This window comes from Bradyrhizobium sp. CCBAU 45321 (assembly GCF_028128975.1).
In the GTDB taxonomy this organism is placed as follows: domain Bacteria; phylum Pseudomonadota; class Alphaproteobacteria; order Rhizobiales; family Xanthobacteraceae; genus Bradyrhizobium; species Bradyrhizobium yuanmingense.
This window is the reverse complement of the sequence record NZ_LFKZ01000127.1, coordinates 101,847-120,626: the sequence shown is the minus strand read 5'-3', so window position 1 is coordinate 120,626 and position 18,780 is coordinate 101,847. Positions and strand designations below refer to the sequence as shown.

Below are 18,780 nucleotides of genomic sequence, written 5' to 3'. Positions count from 1 at the left end.
GCGGCCCAAATGGCCTTAAAGCATCTCGGGAGGACAAATTGAACAACAAGCCCGAGCCGCTTCTGCCGATCACATTGTCGAGAATAGACGTCCGGAAGGATCGACAGAAACACCGTTCGAAAAACCGTTTTAGTCTGGCTCTCTCAAACGGTTTGTCTCGCTAAAGTCTTGATTTATATGGTGGGCGCACCAGGGCTCGAACCTGGGACCCGCTGATTAAGAGACATGCTGCTCCCATTGATTTCTCAAGAGAATTTTTCCAACTAAGCCAAAATCCGATCATTGGAGATCAATGGCTTACAGCGAAACGTCCAACTGCAAAGGCGCATGGACGCCCGAGCGCCTCCTTTCCAAAGATGGATTGGTGGCGCTTCTGAACGGACGAAGCTACTCGGCACAAGGTCGGTCACAATGGCGTTGGACTGGACTCGCTCCGGCCGAGCCAGCGTTGTGTCGGAAATAGCTGCAATTGCCAGCAGCGGGCTGCCACGCCCCACATACCCCTCGGCATGAACAGCATGATCAGGATGGCGAGCGTGCCGAGCACGACCAGATAGAGACTGCCATACTGGGCGAGATAGGTGACGAGCCCCCACAGCAGCAGCACGCCGACCATCGGGCCTTCGATGGTGCGCACCCCGCCGATCACGACGATGAAGATGACATAGGCGGTCCAGTCGGTGACGCTGAAGGCTGCATCAGGCGAAATACGCGCCTTCTGCAAATAAACCACCGCGCCGACCATGCCGGTGGCGAACGCAACGGCGATCCACAGCACGTGGCGGACCCGCGCGGTGCGGACGCCGACGCTGCGCGCCGCCGCTGCGTTGTCACGGCTTGCGGCCAGCGCAAGGCCGTGATGTGAGCGCATGAAGGCGTAGATGCCGAGCGTGACCAGCACGGCAAGCAGCAGCGCCAGCCAGTAAACCAGCACGTCACGCGCGGCCGCCGGGCGCAGGCCAAGCAGCGCCTGCACCGCCTTCAGCCCGACCATCTGCGACAGTTCGCCCGGCGAGATCGACATCCCGGTGCCGCCGCCGAGCGACTTGAACTGGGCGCAGATCAGCCGCAGCGCTTCGGCGGCGACCCAGCTGCCGATCGCGAAATATGGCCCTTCCAGCCGGAACAGCAGCGGCCCGAGCACCGCCGCGACCAGCGCCGCGAACAGTCCGGCCAGTGGGATCGCCGCAACCGGATCGAGCCCGGCCATCACGATGCCGGCAAACAGCGCATAGGCGCCGAGCCCGACAAACGCCTGCTGCCCGACCGATACCAGCCCGCCCCACCCGGCCAGCACGTTCCAGAGCTGTGCCAAGGTCAGCATGGTGAAGACGAAGATCAGATCCTGGATCAGGTTGCGCGAGGCGATCGCGGGCAGCGCGGCCAGCGCCACGATCAGCGCGATGCCGGCCACGGCCGCGACGCGCGACAGCCGTGTGCCGACCCGAACCTGCCACACCGGCGCCTCCGCCGGGCACTGCTCGCGGCTTGCCGGGATACGGATGCTTTCGACGCTCATGTCCGCCTCGCCGGGAACAGGCCGCGCGGCCGCACCATCAGCACGGCAAGGAAGGCGAGATGGCCGGCCAGGATCTGCCATTCCGGATTGATCCGCCCTCCGATCGCCTGCGCCAACCCGAGCACGATGCCACCCGCCAGCGTCCCCCACAGGCTGCCGAGCCCGCCGATGATCACCGCCTCGAATGCGTAGAGCAGCCGCGCCGGGCCGATCGACGGATCGAAGCTGGCGCGGATACCGAGCACAATAGCGGCGATCACCGACACTGCGAGCGACAGTCCGACCGCGATGGCGTAGACATTGCGCTCGTTGACGCCCATCAACTGCGCGATCGCGGGATTATCCGCAGTGGCGCGGAAGGCGCGGCCGAGCGAGGTGCGATAGAAGATGAGCTGGAGCAGCGCGACGGCGGCAACAGCCGTCACCAACGCGGTCAGCGGCGCCAGCCCGACGCTCAGGCTGGGGGCAAGCGCCACCGACGAGGATTCGAAGGCGCCTGCCTGCAGCCTGCGGCTGTCGGCGCCGTAGCCAAGCAGCAGTCCGTTCTGAATCACGATCGACAGGCCGAAGGTGACGAGCAGCGGTGGCAGGATGTCGTCGCCGAGCACCCGCTCCAGCACCAGCCGCTGCAGCACGAAGCCGAGCACGAACATCGTGATGACGACCAGCAGGGATGCGGCCGCAAGCGGCAGACCGAGCGCGGTGGTGGCGCTGAGCACCAGATAGGCGGCAAGCAGGATCAGATCGCCATGAGCCAGATTGACAAGGCGCATGATGCCGAAGATCAGCGACAGGCCGAGCGCGAACAGCGCATAGACGCCGCCGAGCAGCACGCCTTCGATGATGGTGTCGAACCCGCTCATCGCTTCCTCATGCTCCGAAATAGGCCGCGCGGATGGTGTCCTGGTCGACATCCCTTGGCCGTCCGCTCAGCGTCACCCTTCCCTCCTGCAAACAGTAGAAGCGATCCGAAGCCCGCAATGCGCGGGCGATGTCCTGCTCGACCAGCACGACGGCGGTACCGCCAGAGCGGATCTGCGGCAGCATGCGGTAGATGTCCTCCACCACGATCGGCGCGAGGCCGAGGCTGATCTCGTCGCACAGCAGGACCGACGGGTTGGACATCAGCGCGCGGCCGATCGCCACCATCTGCTGCTGCCCGCCCGACAGCGCGGTGACGGCGCCGCGCCGCCGCTCCTTCAGAACCGGGAACATGCGGTAGACCGCGGCGAGATCCCACGGCGCCCTGCGTTCGCCGCCATATGCGCCGATCAGGAGGTTCTCCTCGACGCTGAGCGAGGGAAACAGCTGGCGCCCCTCCGGCACCAGCGCGAGGCCGAGCCGGACGATGCTGGCGGCGGACGCATCGCCGATCGCCCGTCCCTCGAGGCGGATCGCATCGGGACGGTTCTTCACCAGCCCCGCCAGCGATTTCAGCATGGTCGACTTGCCGGCGCCGTTGGCGCCGATCACTGCGACCGCCTCGCCCTCCTTCAGCTCGAAGTCGATGCCGAACAGCGCCTGGAAGTCGCCGTAGAACGCATCGAGCGCCGTGACATTGAGCAGCGTGGTCATGCCGGCACGCCCATATAGATGGTCTCGACCTCGCGCGAGCGCATCACCTCGTTCGGCACGCCCTGCGCCACGACCTTACCGAAGTTCAGCACGACCAGTCGCTGCACCACCGCGAGCAGCGCATGCACCACGTGCTCGATCCAGATGATGCCGATGCCTTCGGCATGGATGGTGCGAATGGTCTCGACCAGTTCGTGGCACTCGGCATCGGTGAGGCCGCCCGCGATCTCGTCGAGCAACAGCGTGCGCGGCCGGGTGGCGAGCGCCCGCGCCAGTTCGAGCCGCTTGCGATCGAGCAGCGGCAGGCTGCCCGCGAGCCGATTGGCCTTGGCTTCGAGGCCGGTCAGATCGAGCATGCGGCCGCAATGCTGGATCGCGTCCGCCTCCGACAGGCCGCCGCCGAATAGCGCGGCGACCGCAAGGTTCTCGAACACCGAGAGATGGTCGAACGGTTGCGGGATCTGGAACGAGCGTCCGATGCCGGCGCGACAGCGTGCCTCGGGCGAGAGACCCGTAATGTCGGCGCCATCGAGAACGATCCGGCCGGCATCGGGCCGCAGCAGCCCGGTGATCAGGTTGAACAGGGTCGATTTGCCGGCGCCGTTCGGTCCGATCACGCCCAGCGCCTCGTCCGAGGACAGCGTCAGGTCGATCGCGTCGGCAACCACGATGGCGCCGAACCGTTTCGAGATGGCGTGGAGTTCGAGCATGGTCGTCCACATCTGGTTTCGGCGGAGAGGAGATGCGCAGCAGCGCCACGCATCTTCTGCCTTCGATGAGCAGCCGGCTTGCGCTAGCTCAGCGCCTGCATGTCGCCGCCGAGCGGAATCTGCGGCGCCAGCTTGTTGTCCGTGATCACCATGTTGTACTTGTCGCCGCTGAGCCGCCACTGGCCGCCGACCAGCGGGGTCTTGGCGATGTTCTTCGCTGCGAACGGCGGCACCGCGCTGGAGCCGAAGGCGACCTGGCCCACGATGGTGTCGAGCTTGGTGGCGCCGATCGCCTTGGCGAGCGCCGCGCCATCGGCTGGGTCGCCGGAGCGCTTGATCGAGTCGATCGCGACCTCGAACAGCGAATGCACGAAGCCGATCGGCTGGGTCCATTGCTTGCCGGAGGCCTGCTCATATCCCTTGGCGAGATCGGCCGCGCTGACGCCGCTGAGGCTCGACTTGTAAGGATGCGTCGGCGTCCACCACACCTCGGTTGAGATGTTGTTGCCGCCCTTGCCGAGCGCCTGCACGGACGCCGGGAACAGCAGCGCCTTGGCGACCGATACGACTTTCGGCTTCAGCCCCTTCTGCCGCGCCTGGTTCCAGAACGTAGTGAAGTCGGGCGGGATGATCACGCCGGTGACGATCTCGGCATCGGCACCACGAAATGCCGCGATCTGCGAGCTGAAATCGTCAGTCAGGTTCTGGAAGCGGCCGGGATCGGTGAGCTTGAAACCCTGTTTGGCCAGCACGGGCGGGAAGCCGATGGTGGTGTCGCCCCAGGCGTTGCCGTCGGCGTCGTTGGGGAACAGCGCGCCCACCGACTTGTTGGTCGCGACCTGGCTCCACATGCTGGTGAAGACGCCGATCACGTCCTCCAGCCCCCAGAAATAGTGGAAGGTATATTCGAACGGCTTCCAGCTCTTGGGATCGCCCGGATTGGCCTGCCGGCCGATGAAGTTGGTCTGCCACGGCGCCACGCTCGAGATGCACGGCACCTGCTCGAGCTCGCACTGCGTCGCCACAGGGTTGTTGGTCTCGGGCGTGGCGCCGACCACGATCAGCCTGACATTGTCGCGGGTGATCAGCTCCTTGGCGACCTCGGCGGCGCGGTTCGGATTCGACTGACTGTCTTTCGTCACCACCTCGATCGAGTAGGTCTGTGATCCGACCTTGACGCCATCCTTGATGAACTTCCTGAACTCACCGAGCACGAAATCGTCAGCTTCGGCAAAGGCCGCCAGCGGACCGCTCTTTGGCGAGACATAGCCGATCTTGATCGGCTTGCTTGCCGCCCGCACCGGCGGCGCGAACAAGGTCGTCGCGCCCGCGGCGGCGAAACCACCGGCGATGCCCTGCAGCACACGGCGGCGATCGAAAGACTTTATGTTCAGTAGGTCCTTGGTCATTTTCCCCTCCCTTGAGGCAAGCCGGTCTTCAAGCCGGCTGCCTTTCATTCCGTTTTGAAGAATTATCCGCGCAGCTCGCATCACGCGGCGGCGACGGACTTCGCCTGCTCCTTCGCACCACGGCCGAGGATCTGGCCAAACACGTCGAGCAGCACGTCGGGGGCATTCACTGCCGCCTCTCTGGCGCGCCAGGCGACATACATGTCGGGCCGTACCAGCACGCAGCCGTCCTCGTCGACTTCGCTCTGGCGATACCAGTCAGCATAGATGTCGAGCGCATCGCAGCCTTGCGGGCCGATGGTGACGACATCCACCGGCAGGCCGTAGGTCTTCTCGACTGCGGCAGCCGCCGCCTTCCAGCCATCGCCCCCGATCCCGGTGAGCAGCGTGAAACGGCCCTTGCCGACAAGATCGAGCGTCGATTTGCGCTGGCCATGATGCTCGACCCAGACATGCGGCAGATGCGCGCCGGGCCAGGTCGTTGCCTGATAATACAGTTCGTGATCCCTGGTGAAGGCCGGCATCGGCGTGCCGTCGGACACCACGGCGGTCGAGCCGTAGCGCTGGTTCAGCTCTACGCCGTGGCAGTTGAACTCGTAGCTCTTGTTGGCGATGGCCTCATAGAGCTTCTTGCGGCGCGCCTTGCCCTCGGCGGTCGGCGCCTTGCGCGCGGCGATCGCCTTGCGTGCTTCCGCCGGATCGGTCGAAGCGACGAGGCCCACTGCCTCAAAGATCGGCGGGAAATCGCCGATGCTCTTGTTGGCGCGGGTCACGATCTGCTTGCCGACCGGCTGGCGCTCGGCCGAATAGGTCTCGAGCAGCGACGGTGCCGCGTGGCCCTCGAGCACCAGCTTGAGCTTCCAGCACAAATTATAGGAGTCCTGGATCGAGGTATTGGAGCCGAGGCCGTTGGTCGGCGGATGGCGGTGCACGGCATCGCCGACGCAGAACACACGGCCGGACGCGTAGTGGCCGGCATACATCTCGTTCACGGTCCAGGTTGAGGTCGAGCGAACCTTGACCTCCAGCGTCTCGTCGCCGACGAGATTGCGCACGATCGAGATCGCCTCGTCATTGCTGAGCTTGCGCTCGCCCTGCTCGATGTCGTAGCCCCAGATGATCAGCCATTCGTTCCAGGGCCGCACCATGCGGATCAGGCCGGCGCCGATGCCGCCGATCTGCGCGCCCGGCTGCAGCACCCAATAGAGTACACTCGGCCTGTGCGCGACGTATTTGCTCAAGTCCGCCTGCACGATGATGTTCATGCTGCCGGCGCGGCCCATCTGGCCCTCCATCGGCAGCCCGATCACCTCGGCAACCCGGCTGCGGCCACCATCGGCGCCGATCAGATACTTCGCGCGGATCTGGTAGGTCTCGCCGGATAGCCGATCCTTCACCGTTGCCGTGACGCCGTCGGCGTCCTGCACCAGATCGACGAACTCGGTGTTGAAGCAGAGCGAAGTGCCGCGCTGGCCGGCGGCCTCGATCAGGATCGGCTCGAGCAAATTCTGCGGCAGGTCGCAGATCCGGGTCGGGCTGGCGAGATCGTAATCCGCCTTGCGCGAGGGATGATTGCCCCAGGAATAGAGCCGGCCGAACTCTTCGCCGGCGAGGCTTTCGCAGAACACGTTGTTGGCCATCAGATGCTGCGGCACCGCCTGCGCCACCGCCTTGTCCTCGAGGCCGAGATCGCGCAGCACCTCCATCGCACGCTGGTTGGTGATGTGGGCGCGCGGCGTGTCAGCCAGCCAGCCATATTTCGTCACCAAGATGTGCTTGACGCCGTACATGCCGAGCAGCGCCGCTGCCGTCGCGCCAGCCGGGCCGCTGCCGACGACAAGCACGTCGGTCTCGATCGGTTTGCTGGTCATCATCCTCTCCTTGGTCGTGTTGTTGGTTGCGATCGTCATTCCGCCGCCATCATCGGCCGGGGCACCAGCCCCGCGCCGGGCTTCATCTGGAAATCGTAGGTCATCAGGTGCCACGGGCCGGAGACCCGCTCGCCGTTCGGGAGCGCTGCTTCGTTGCGCGACTCGACGCGCGCGATGAGCTCGTCCTTGACGCCGAACACCACGTCGCTGCGCAGATATTGGTCGCCATCGAGGAAGACGTGGGTGATCAGCGGCTCGTAGCCTTCGGCCTTGACCAGGAAGTGAACATGCGCGGGGCGCATCGGATGACGCTGCGTGGCGGTGATGAGATCGCCGACCGGGCCGTCGGTCGGGATCGGATAGCTGCACGGCAAGATCGTGCGGAACGAAAAGCGGCCGTCGGCATCGGTGACGAAGCGCGCGCGCAGCGACGGACCGTGGGTCGCGTAATCGGCCTTCTGCGAATCGTAGAAGCCGTCGTCGTCGGCATGCCAGACGTCGATCTCGGCACCGGCGAGCGGCTTGCCGGCGAGGTCGGTGACGCGGCTCTGCACGGACATTACTTCACCGACGATGCCCTCGGAGATATTGGCGCCGTGCGGCGTAACGCGGTGCTCGCCGACATAGAACGGGCCGAGCACCGTGGTCTCGGTCGCGCCCTCGCGCTCGCGGTGATTGACGGCGTCGACTAGCATCGAGACGCCGAGCACGTCGGAGAGCAGGATGAACTCCTGGCGCAGCGGCGTGCAGGTCTGGCCGGTTCGGGTCAGGAACTCGATCGCCTGATTCCATTCCTCGAAGGTGAGTTCGGTGCGGCGCACCAGATCATGCAGCGATTTCACCGTCTCCTCGATGAGGAACTTCAGCCGCTTGTTCGGCGTGTTGGCGAAGCTGCGAACCACTTCGTCAGTGAGATTGTGCTCGTTGAAATTGGCCATCGTATTGTCCTTGATCCCTGAGGTTCAGTCCTGCGCGGGCGCATCGCCGCGCCAAGCTGCCGCGATCAATTGCTCGATCAGGGCGCGATCAATCGGTCTGGGGTTGGCATACGGGTTGCGCACTGCCGTCTCCGCGGCGCGTGCGATGCCGTCCTCGGGCATTCCGATGTCGGCGAGCGCGCGCGGCAGCGCGAGCTGCCGGGCAAGGTCAAACAGGCCCTGCGGAGCATTGGCGCTGTGCAGCGCCCGCGCGACGCGAGTCATGGCCTGAGGCGCCGCGGCGGCGTTGTAGGCAGCGGCGTGCGGCAGCACGATCGCGTGAGTTTCGGCATGCGGCAGGTTGAACACGCCGCCCAGCACGTGGCAGAGCTTGTGGTGCAGCGACATGCCGACCGCGCCGAGGCAAACGCCGCACAGCCAGGCGCCATAGAGAGCATCGCGACGGGCGCCGGGATCGGCGGGCGCCACCATGATGCGCGGTAGCGCGCGGGCAAGCGCGGCGATACCATCCTCCGCCATCAGCGAGGTCAGCGGATTGGCGTCTGGCGCATAAAGCGCCTCGACGGCGTGGGCGATCGCGTTCAGGCCGCTGGCGGCGGAGATGCGCGGCGGCAGGCTGACGGTGAGATCGACGTCGTAGATGACGGTATCAGGCACCAGATCCTGGGATTGCTGCGTGGTCTTGATGCCGTTGCTGGTCTCGCCAAGAATCGGCGTCATCTCGGAGCCGGCATAGGTGGTCGGCATCGCGATATGCGGCAACCCCGTGCGCAGCGAGAGCGCCTTGCCGAGTCCGACCGTCGAGCCGCCACCGATCGCGACCAGCCCGTCGATGTCGCGGGACTCCACAATGCGAAGCGCTTCGTTGGTGACTTCGACCGGCGTATGCATGCGTGCGCCGGCAAACAGTCCGGCGAGCCTATCACCGAGGCCCACGCCGAGCCGTCGCCCGACCTCGTGCTGCTCGCTTGTGGTCAGCACCAGCGCCCGTTTGACGCCGAGGCGCTTTGCCTCCTCGCCGAGTCGCGCCGAGGTGCCAGTACCGAACAGGACGCGATATTGCTGCGAGCAATAGGCAAACGCGCCCTTGCCGGCATCACCAGCCGTCGCAACGGACGCGCCTCCGGCATCGGCCAGCGCGATGCTCATGGCAATCCTCCCAAGCCGGCGAACCGGCGTTCTCATGTCGTTGGGAAGGAAGTTAGGGGCGGGCTGGCGCGGCGGGCCTGCACGAAACCGAAGAAAATCTGCACAAAACCGGAAAAATAATGCAGGGCCGGATCGGGCCTTCGACCGCCCGGGGCCGAGATCAGCGGGACCTAGTGGCTGTGTCGGTATCGTCCGGGTGTTATGCCGGTGAAGCGGCGGAACATCCGCGTGAAATGCTCTTGATGGGAGAAGCCGCAAGCCAGCGCGATCTCTGCCAGACTTAAGGTCTCGTCGGCAAGCAGCGCCCGGGCGCGCTCTATGCGCAAATTGAGCACGTATTGATAAGGCGAGACGCCGCTGGTCGCCTTGAAAAGCCGCACGAAATACTCGGTGCTGCGGCCGCACAGCTCCGCCAGCTGGTCGAGGCGGATATCGCCATCGATATTGGCATCGACGAATTCGCGAATGCGTGCCATCTGCCTGCCACTGAGCAGGTTCGGGTGCTTGCCGGCTTCCGTGCTCGGTTTGTGGAAGTTGATCGCCACGAAACGGTTAGCGATCGCTTGCGCGATCGGATCGACGAAGAGCGACGAGGCCGGCAGACCACCGGTGATGGTATCACCGATCGCCGAGGCAAGATGCTCCAGCACCGCGTCCTGATCGCCGAGCATCGGCGCGAGGGCGCCGATCACGGTAGGCGACCCGTCAGGGCCGGCGAAAAGGTCGGAGCGCAGATAGATGTGGGTAGATTCCAGCGGTTCGCGCAGGAGCACGTTGCATGCATGGCCCGCCGGCAGGAAGAAAACGCCACCGCGCGGGATGTGCCGAGCAACCGACTTGCCGTCCATCACATACGTGATGTCGACCGGGCCACCCCGATGTAACACCATCAGATTGTCGGATAGTGCGTGGAAGTGCCCCTCGAACGGCCGTTCGCGCTGAACCGAGGCAAATGCGGATGACCAGCCGAGCCCTTCGCTCGAGCCGCGGAATTCGGCCTGGAAGCGGTTCAGGATCCCGTGCGTCTCCTGCACCCCAAAATTCGACGTCGCCTGCATCCGACAGACCAAGGGTTCGAGGCTTCGGTGCCGCGGAGTAAAACCCAATGGCCCTCGATTTTCAATACAATCGCTCCCGTCGTTTGCTGCAGCGCAATGGCAACACCCGCGGACCAACCTGCCTCGACATCATTGCATGCGGTTCGATATCGGCGCTACTTGGTCGAGAGCACCTCGCCGAACCGCTCCCACTGCTTGCCGGTGAAGCGCATGAACTGCAGCTGCTCGACCGGCAGATGGTCACTCTCGCCGGTGTTGACCTTGATGCCGGGCAGCAGCATCGGCAACTCCAAATCTTTGATCGACAGCGCCTGCCGCAGGATGTTCTCGCGACTGAGGTCGTTGCCCGCCGCCTTGAGCACGTGCTCCAGCGCCATGCCATTGTTGTAACTGTTGACGTAGTTGGCATCGCGGATGTCGCCGTCAGGCACGTATTTGGCCATGAAGTCGCGCCACCCCTTTACGCCGGGATCGTCCGCCCATGCCGGATCGAGCGGATCCTTGACATAGGCGCTCGAGATGATGCCGGTGCCGGCGTCGAGCCCGGCCGGCTCCATCACCGAGGACATCCATACCGACACATTGGTCAGGAACATCATCGGACGCCAGTTGATCTCGTAAGTCTTGCGGATCGCCTGCGCAGCGAATTTCGGCGCCGCGGCGATCACGAGCGCATCCGCACCGGTCGATTTGAGCTTCACGATCTGGGAATCGATCGTCGGCTCAGTCGTCTCGTAGGCCGCCGCCGTGACTGCCGTCTCGTAGCGACTGCCGAGGACGTCCTTGAGCCCGGCGAGGTAGTCGCGTCCGAAATCGTCGTTCTGCGCCAGCACCGCGAAGGTCGCGTCGGGTTTCTTCTGCAGGGCATAGCGCGCATACAGGCGGGCCTCGTTCCGGAACGGCGCCATCACGCCCATCAGCGTGAGGGGAAACTGCGCGGGGTCGCCGAACTTCGAGGCGCCCGAGGCGACGAACAGCTGGGGCACCTTCTTGCCCTGCAGATATTTGGCGATCGCCGTGTTATGCGCGGTCCCCATCGTCGAGAAGATGAACGAGACGTCGTCGCTCTCGATCAGCCGGCGCGTCTGCTCCACGGTCTTGGGGGGCACGTAGCTGTCGTCGAGCGAGAGCAGGTTGACCTTGCGGCCGTTGATGCCGCCGCGGTCGTTGACCATCTTGAAATATGCGACCTCGCCCTTGCCGAGGATGCCGAAGGCGGAGACTGGCCCGCTATAGGGCATGGTCTGTCCGATGCGGATCTCGGTGGCGGTGATACCGGGCTGGTCTTCGGCTACGGCCGGCGCCGCGAGAACGGACCAGACCACGCACAGCCCTGCAGCTGCGATAACGCTTCGCATCGACACCTCCCTGATAGGCCGCGCTGAGAGCGGCTGTTTGTCCGGAGGATTGCTTCCCTCCGATTCTTGCGACGTCTTTCGAATGACTCGGGCGAGCGGGCGTCCAATGGAGATCGGCGCCCTCCTCGATCGCCAGACCGAAGTTCTAACCGATGCTTGCAGCCAAGCGCTTGGCCTCCGTCGTCGCTTGCCGGCGCATCGCTTCGAACTGTTGCCGTTTCGGATCGATATCTCGATCGATGGGGAACGACTGAAGTATCTCTCCGAACGCTTCTGCGACTTCGTCTTTGAATTCGCCGTGCGGAAGAATGTATGGCTCGTTCCCGACGATTCCTTCGACCACCCGTTCGCCTACGGCGAGAGGGTCCATCCCGGCTTCCAATGGCGAACCGCCGGCCGCGAACGGGCCACCCGCCGGTTGAGCAGAACCGGACGTGTTGAGGTGAAGCGTCGTGTCGACGAGATTGCTGCGAACCAGACCGGGACAAAGGAGCGAAACGCCGATGTTGTGCGGTCCGAGCGCCATACGCAACGACTCCGTCAGGCCGCGCACCGCGAATTTGGATGTCGAGTAGATGCCGCCGGGATTTGGAAGAGCGAGAATGCCGGCCATCGAGGAGGTGTTGACGATGTGACCACCTTCTCCATGCGCCCGAATCCGGGGAACGAACGTCGCGACGCCGTTGACGACGCCCCCGACGTTGATGTTCATCACAAAATCCCAATCCGCGAAGCTCGCGTCTTCCATAGCCACCATGCTCGATACGCCTGCATTGTTGCAGAGTATGTGGACCTTGCCGAATACCTTCTCGGCCTCCGTCGCGGCCCGTGCCATTGAGTCGCGGTCGGTAACGTCTAGACGGATCAGATGGTAGTTCTTGTTGGAGCGATCGAGGGCGGAAGCCGCCGCATCCAGATGCGATTGACGGACGTCCGCGATAACGACCTTTACCCCATGTTGCAAGAACGCGCGGGCCATTCCGAACCCGATCCCACTCGCGCCTCCCGTGATGAACGCGACCTTATCTTCGATATCTTTCATTTGATGGTGCTCCTGATCCTTGCGCACGCCCCTCGACGTCATCGCGCCTTCTCCAGCATGAGCGAGAAGGTGGAGTGCAAGCCCCGCCGCTACGGCGACGGATACTGACCGGCATACTGTGGAACGAATTAGCGTCTCCACCTCCGGCTAGGCTCTTAATCGTAAGTTGCCAGTCCCCGCCGCGGATCGCTGTTAGTCCTCGTGGCCCTCGATCATGACGAAATCGGAGGTGCTGGCTTCGTCGCGAATCTTGGCCGCCGCCTGATACTCGGGTGAGTCGTGGCAGGCCTTGGCTATTGCGTAGCTTTCGAACTCGATGACGACGTGGCGACGCCCTTGAAGTGCGTCGCCGTGCACTTCGCATGCACCGTTTCGGACAAGGAACCGCGCCCCGTACTTCTTCAATGGTGCGGCGTTGGCCGCGATGTAGTCCTTGTAGCGCTCCGGGCTCGTGACGTTGATGTGACCGACCCAATATCCCTTCTTCGCCATCTCGCACTCCTCTTGCGCTAACGGTCTGCTGACAAACCGGACCATCTCACTCGCACCTTCCAGCCGCTGCTTCACCACAAGTGCGGCGCGAAGAATCGAATTTATGTTGGTCGTGACCTCACATATTCCGAGATCCACCTTTCCAGGAAAGCAGCGATGTCATCGCTGTTCCTTTCTTGCATCATCAGATGGCCGTTGCCGCGCAGGCCATGGTCTTCGAGCCGCAGATGGACGGCTCGCACCCCTGCCTGAACGAGATAGTCGACGGTGCCGTGGTCGTGCATGGACCAGGCCGACGCCTCGGATGTCACGACAGCAATGGGAATCGACGCCAGGTTGGGAAGACGCCTCGCCGGCTCTTTCTGAACGAAGCAGTCCGCCAGCCCCGGCTTCTGAGCCTTGCGGATTTCGCGCCGCAGTTCAGTTGGGCCTTTCACGGGCGGATCGAACGTCATCGGGATCGCAGTGAGTCCGTAAGAGAGGTCACCGAGCCCCATCGGCAATTGGGCGAAAGGCGGCCCCATTGGCTCGACCGCCACAATGCCTTTCACCAGGTTCGGTCGACTATCGGCCACGAGCCAGCCGAACGGCGCGCCCATGGAATGGGTGAGCAGGATCGCCGGACCGATACGATCCAGCAATTCGGCTCCGGCTCGCTGCATCAGCTGTTGCGTCTGTGCCAAGAAGACAAGGAACGGACCTTGGGTCGCGATGAATTGGTCCAGAACTGGATCGCCGATGACGCCCGAACCAGGCCACTGATTGTGCTTTTGCGCGTTCGGCCAGCTGTTCGCCTGCTTGCCGGGCGCGGTAAACAAGGTCATGGCAAATTCGTAGGTCAGCGGAGGTGTCATCGGACCCAGGGCCTCCGGATGCAGCGGCGAGCGACCGTGCCCTGGGCGGTCGACGACATAGACCGCGTAACCCTGTTTCAGAAAGTAAGTGGCCCATCCCGGCCGTCCATCGGCAGTACCGAGAAAATCCGTTCCCTGCCCCCCACCTCCGTGGACCATCACGATAGGATATGGATGCCGGATGTGCTCCGGGATCTGATACTGTACGAACATCTGGCCCGCAGCGATGGTGCCATTCGGTGTCTGCTGGCGGACCAAACCGGTCCAAAAGAACCCCTGATCTGACAGCACCAACGGAGCAGGTTTTGCTTTAGTTTGGGTCACGTCCCCCTCCGACTTTCTTCAGAGATCCAGAAAACCGGTCGGCAGCCCGAGATTGCTGCGACCAATGTACTTCGCGAAGGTCATGTATTGGGAGGACATGTGTCCTCGATACATCTGAGCGTCGCCAAAGTATCGAAGCATCCTCGAGCCCTTCCGCGCCGCGGTCGACCCGGCGGTCTGGAACAAGAGTTCGATGGCTTCACAGGCAAGACGTGCGCCGGTCTGCAGCATTCCCCAGAGTCGCAAGTTTTCTTCCGCGGAGGCTTGCAAACCCGTCTTCGCCCACCGCTGACAGTAGTCCATGTGCTTACGCAAGCCCTGGAGCAGCACGCCTTCGGCTGCATCGGTCAACGCTATGGCGCGGCCATAGTTGACCTGGAAATCAGTCTCGAAGGCGCGCTTGATGAAAGGTGGAACAAATGTGTTTTGCGAGAACAGGATATCGCGATATTCATCGATCGCCGCGCGCGCGGCACCGATGATAGGCGATGTCAGAGACGCGTGATAGGGACCCATGAGAACGCCAAGATACATGGGGTTGCCATGCAATCGCGTTCCGGGTGTGCCGTCGGAGAGATCCTGCTTCACACCCAGCGCGTCGAAAAACGCGGTCATGTGCTCGGGCACGAAGACATTGTCCAGCTTGACGCTGTTCGAGCCGGAGCCGCGCATGCCCAAGGTGCGGTCTCCACCCCAATCGCCCAGAATTGTGTATTGCCCCTGCGGCACAACAAAGTTCAAAATGCGTGGTGGGAACGACGTTTGAAGCAACGTTGCGCCCAGGAAATGCGTGCTGTGCGGTATTCCCGACGAATATGGCCAAACACCATTGATGATATAGCCGCCCTCGACCGGCAGGCATGTGCCCCCGGGGGCAGCCCGGTGCGGTGACGCGAAATGTCCGGATGAACCGAAGATTTCGATCTGCGCGGCTTCCGACCAGTGCGCGGCTATGACCGGCGCATGAGAAGCGGCCAATGTCAAGCACCACCCTGCAGACGGATGACCGCGCGATATCTCCACCATGACGCGAAAAAATGTTTCGTAATCGAACTCGTAGCCACCAAACATTTTGGGCTGCAAGATCCGATAGAATCCAGCATCGATGAACTTCTGCTGGATTTCGTCCGAATAATGTCCCCGCTCATCGGTCTCGTCTTGCGATTCCCGCAGCAGCGTCCTCATCGAAGCCGCACGATCGATCAGTTCCTGCGGAGTGAGGCGAGGTTCCGGTACCGGCAGGCTCTTGCGCATGGCCTGAACGTTCATTTCTATCTCCTGACGTTTCCGTTGAGCGCGATTGCGGCTAACCGTCGATAAGAATTTATGCCGGCGAACTCACAATCATTCTTTTGTGGCGCTCGAGCACCCGCGGAGCAGTTTCGTCCAGCATCAGGCAGAGCAAGCCTGCACAGATGCAAAGCGTAGCGGCGATCCACATCGCGCTGGACGGACCGAACACGTCGGAAGCGATCCCGGCGAGGGCCGGGCCAGCGAAGCCTCCCGCGAGCTCGCCAACCCCCATGATGAAGCCAAGCGCGGTAGCAACATGGGTCGGCGGGATTGTTTCGGACGGCACGGTGGCCATAAACAACGAGAAGCCGCCAATGGCGAGATAGCCGACACCCATGAACAACACCATCAACGGCAAAGGTCCGTCGAACATGACGGTGGTCACCGGGGCAATCACGCCAACGAAGCCTGACAAGATGAGGATCGGACGGCGGCCAAATCGATCCGACAGCGCCGGTACGATGATCGAAGACGCGCCGTTGCGATACCGGTCGCGGCCAGGGCAACGCTCATCGCGCTGGGCGACAGACCGCGGACCTGCACCAGGTAGATCGGGAGGAACGTTATCTGGATCAGGAGCCAAGCCACCATTAGGCAGCTCACGATCGCGCAAACCCAGATGTTGCGATGTTTCAGCATCGTCGAAAGCGGGATCGTGTTGCGCGCAGAAGCAGTCGATATCGGAGCGCCCCCCGACGAAGGTTCACGGATAAACGCGACAATCAGGGCGGCTACCACGAAGCCAGGCACCGCTGCAATGTAGAAAGCGCTTCTCCAGCCGTAGATCTGCGCAATTGCGACGAGCAGCAGAGGAGCGGCAAAATTACTCAGGAGCGCGCTGAAGAAATTCTGCAGAACGCCCATGTTGAAGCCGCGACGGTGCTCCGACGATTCCGCCGCCATGATCGATTGCGCGATCGGAAGTACAGGCCCTTCCGCAAATCCCATGACGAGGCGCGCGGCAAGCAGCGTCAGAAACGAATTGGCGAGACCGGATCCTACCGAGCACATCGAGAAGATCACTATCGCGCAGACCAGGAGCGTCTTACGATTCTGAAAATAGTCCGAAAGAGTGCCGACCGCATAGCCGGCGATTGCCCAGGTCAGAGCCAGGCCAGCCGAGAGGGCACCCAGCTGGGTGTTGTTCAGTTGGAGCTCAGGCATCAGAAACGGAGATAGAAAATTCAGTGCAAGACGGTCGAAGAATACGAAGCCAAACGCTGACCCCATCAAGACGACAACGAGATTTTCATAACTAAGGATGCGATTCCTGCTCATGACCCCTCCCTATTGTTTCCCGTTATGGTCGTTTGCGGCCGCGTTCTAGGCGCATTGCGCCGGCGCGGCTTCTGATATTTCTTGAGGCGCCAGCCCATTGCGCCGGCTCTCGTATAGCCGCCGCATCTTCGCGAACTCGACGACCTGCTCGGCCACGAATGCAAGCTGTTGCGCTATGATCGGATCACTGCACGCACCATCTGCAGAAAATGGCCTCTGCGCGGTGTTGATCACCGCTGAAAATGGAGTCGGCCAACCCCGTAGCGCGTGAACGATGGTCCGCAGAGTTCCGAGCGTCGCTCCCATGGCTTGGGCTCCGCCCGCGCATACGATGGCGCCGACAGCGCGTCCGGCAAGATAGCTGCGCGCGTCCGCGCGGAGATCCTCGGTATAGTCTATTGCGTTCTTGACCAGGCCGGAGATCGAGCCATGATAGCTTGGGGTGGCTATGATGATGCCGTCTGCGGTGCGCAGCGCTTCGACCAACGACGTCGCACGCTCCGTACGTTCAATGCTGTCGTAGTGCGGGAGATTCAACGATTGCCCGGCGAAAATCTGCGTTCTCGCACCGAGCCGCGCGGCTTCCGTCAAAGCCAGGCGCAGCGCCCTCTCCGAGGTTGATCCGTCGCGCAACGTTCCGCCAATCCCGACGACGAGCGGAGACCAGCCCTTCATCGCAGCGGCCCACTTTCCTGCGCAGCAAGATCACCCGAGGTCCAGGGCTCCCCAAGCGAATGCTGGCCAATTCGGATATGCGAGCACCCTCGCCCGGCATCGAACAATGCCATGCGCGTCTCTCCCTATCGTCGGCGCCTTGATTGCGTCTGGCGCCTCTACGTGAGGTGAAAGTAGGACATGCCGGGTGGCTAAGCCTGCACAAACCGGACCGATTTGCAGGAAACTGACACAAACTGTCCGCTTCGTTTACAGGAAACGAACGAGCGTTCAGATCGAAAAGGCAGATCTTGGAGTTCTTAATTCATTGCCCGTCGATAAGCGCCTGGCGACAAACCCGTCATACGACGGAACGTGTTTGTGAAATGCTGCTGGTGCGCAAACCCGCACTGCCTCGCAATTTCCGCAAGGCCAATGTTTGGATCCGTCAGGAGCAGTTTCGCATGATGAATTCGCACCCCCACAACGTAGCGGTGAGGAGACACGCCCAGCGAAGACTTGAACACCCTTATGAAATACTCGGGACTTACGCCGCAGATCGCAGCCAAATCGTCCAGCTTGATGCAATCCGCGAGATTAGCTTCGACAAAATCACGAATCGAGCGGACGCTACGTGTACTCAGCTGGCGTTCCACAGCACACGGTGCTTTTCGCTCCCGTGCATTGAGGACGAAAAGGCGATTGGCTATTGCATGCGCAATCGAATCGGCCAGAAGGGAACACGAGGTATCGCCCTCACGCACCATTTCTTCCACCACGGCCAGGAGATTGCCGGTTAGGGGCTCCGGCTCACCCAACAAGGGCAAGAGGCCAAAATCGGAGTTCTGCGCTTTATCTTCAGAGCCAGAAAACAGTTCAGGACGCAGGTACACATGGATCGAATTCAACGGCGTATTTAGCGTCACCTCACAGTCGCGGCGCGGCGGTAGGAAAAAGATCCCCTTCTCCTGCAAGTGCCTGGATACGACACGCCCATCGATCCGATAGGTAACATCGACTGGTCCACCAGCTGCAGTCACCAGCAGGGCGTTGGCATTGGCTTCGAAGCGGCCCCTGAACGGCTCTTCCCGCTGAACCGATGCGAACATCGTCGACCAGCCGAGCCCCGCACTCGACAGTTGGCCTTTCACGGCGAAGTGTCGCAGTACGGAATGGAAATCGCCTCCGTCGAAAGGCCGCGCGGTATGCTTATTTTGCGCTGCGGCTGGCGATGGTGGATCGGAGCGTTTCTGCAT

At 62.6% G+C, this 18,780-nt stretch carries 18 protein-coding genes; all 18 read right to left on the bottom strand.

Features of this window, described 5'->3' with window-relative positions; translation table 11 throughout:
- Positions 1–406: 406 nt before the first annotated feature.
- Positions 407–1,519, bottom strand: a complete 1,113-nt coding sequence (locus tag ACM43_RS25905) for a branched-chain amino acid ABC transporter permease (RefSeq protein ID WP_271543879.1) — start codon at positions 1,517–1,519, stop codon at positions 407–409.
- On the bottom strand, positions 1,516–2,382 hold the full coding sequence (locus ACM43_RS25900) for a branched-chain amino acid ABC transporter permease (protein WP_271543877.1): 867 nt from the start codon (positions 2,380–2,382) through the stop codon (positions 1,516–1,518). The genes ACM43_RS25905 and ACM43_RS25900 overlap by 4 nt, the downstream gene beginning before the upstream one ends.
- 7 nt (positions 2,383–2,389) lie before the next feature.
- Positions 2,390–3,094, bottom strand: a complete 705-nt coding sequence (locus ACM43_RS25895; protein WP_271543875.1) for an ABC transporter ATP-binding protein — start codon at positions 3,092–3,094, stop codon at positions 2,390–2,392.
- On the bottom strand, positions 3,091–3,816 hold the full coding sequence (locus tag ACM43_RS25890) for an ABC transporter ATP-binding protein (protein ID WP_271543873.1): 726 nt from the start codon (positions 3,814–3,816) through the stop codon (positions 3,091–3,093). Before ACM43_RS25890 ends, ACM43_RS25895 begins: the two co-directional genes overlap by 4 nt.
- 71 nt (positions 3,817–3,887) lie before the next feature.
- Positions 3,888–5,213 carry an ABC transporter substrate-binding protein gene (locus ACM43_RS25885; RefSeq protein WP_271543871.1) on the bottom strand — a complete coding sequence of 442 codons (1,326 nt, stop codon included), beginning with the start codon at positions 5,211–5,213 and terminating at the stop codon, positions 3,888–3,890.
- 80 nt (positions 5,214–5,293) lie between these two features.
- On the bottom strand, positions 5,294–7,084 hold the full coding sequence (locus ACM43_RS25880; protein ID WP_271543869.1) for an FAD-dependent oxidoreductase: 1,791 nt from the start codon (positions 7,082–7,084) through the stop codon (positions 5,294–5,296).
- Between the two features lie 35 nt (positions 7,085–7,119).
- Entirely contained in the window at positions 7,120–8,022 is a 903-nt protein-coding gene (locus tag ACM43_RS25875) for an intradiol ring-cleavage dioxygenase (RefSeq protein WP_271543867.1), read from the bottom strand.
- Positions 8,023–8,046: 24 nt separating this feature from the next.
- Positions 8,047–9,171: a maleylacetate reductase gene (locus ACM43_RS25870; protein WP_271543865.1), complete on the bottom strand. Its 1,125-nt coding sequence runs from the start codon at positions 9,169–9,171 to the stop codon at positions 8,047–8,049.
- Between the two features lie 170 nt (positions 9,172–9,341).
- Positions 9,342–10,229 (bottom strand): helix-turn-helix domain-containing protein, encoded by an 888-nt coding sequence (locus ACM43_RS25865; protein WP_271543863.1) that lies wholly within the window; start codon positions 10,227–10,229, stop codon positions 9,342–9,344.
- Between the two features lie 155 nt (positions 10,230–10,384).
- On the bottom strand, positions 10,385–11,587 hold the full coding sequence (locus tag ACM43_RS25860; RefSeq protein ID WP_271543861.1) for an ABC transporter substrate-binding protein: 1,203 nt from the start codon (positions 11,585–11,587) through the stop codon (positions 10,385–10,387).
- Positions 11,588–11,732: 145 nt separating this feature from the next.
- Entirely contained in the window at positions 11,733–12,629 is an 897-nt protein-coding gene (locus ACM43_RS25855; protein ID WP_271543859.1) for an SDR family oxidoreductase, read from the bottom strand.
- Between the two features lie 192 nt (positions 12,630–12,821).
- Positions 12,822–13,121, bottom strand: coding sequence for a DUF1330 domain-containing protein (locus ACM43_RS25850; protein ID WP_271543858.1), 300 nt, complete (start codon positions 13,119–13,121; stop codon positions 12,822–12,824).
- A 101-nt stretch (positions 13,122–13,222) separates the two neighbouring features.
- Positions 13,223–14,299: an alpha/beta hydrolase gene (locus tag ACM43_RS25845; RefSeq protein WP_271543856.1), complete on the bottom strand. Its 1,077-nt coding sequence runs from the start codon at positions 14,297–14,299 to the stop codon at positions 13,223–13,225.
- An 18-nt stretch (positions 14,300–14,317) separates the two neighbouring features.
- Positions 14,318–15,568, bottom strand: coding sequence for an acyl-CoA dehydrogenase family protein (locus ACM43_RS25840; protein WP_271543854.1), 1,251 nt, complete (start codon positions 15,566–15,568; stop codon positions 14,318–14,320).
- Positions 15,569–15,623: 55 nt separating this feature from the next.
- Entirely contained in the window at positions 15,624–16,007 is a 384-nt protein-coding gene (locus ACM43_RS25835) for an MFS transporter (protein WP_271543852.1), read from the bottom strand.
- Positions 15,986–16,870: an MFS transporter gene (locus ACM43_RS25830; RefSeq protein ID WP_271543850.1), complete on the bottom strand. Its 885-nt coding sequence runs from the start codon at positions 16,868–16,870 to the stop codon at positions 15,986–15,988. The genes ACM43_RS25835 and ACM43_RS25830 overlap by 22 nt, the downstream gene beginning before the upstream one ends.
- Before the next feature lie 45 nt (positions 16,871–16,915).
- Entirely contained in the window at positions 16,916–17,545 is a 630-nt protein-coding gene (locus ACM43_RS25825) for an NADPH-dependent FMN reductase (protein WP_271543848.1), read from the bottom strand.
- Positions 17,546–17,844: 299 nt separating this feature from the next.
- Complete coding sequence (locus ACM43_RS25820; RefSeq protein ID WP_271543846.1) at positions 17,845–18,780, bottom strand: helix-turn-helix transcriptional regulator; 936 nt, start codon at positions 18,778–18,780, stop codon at positions 17,845–17,847.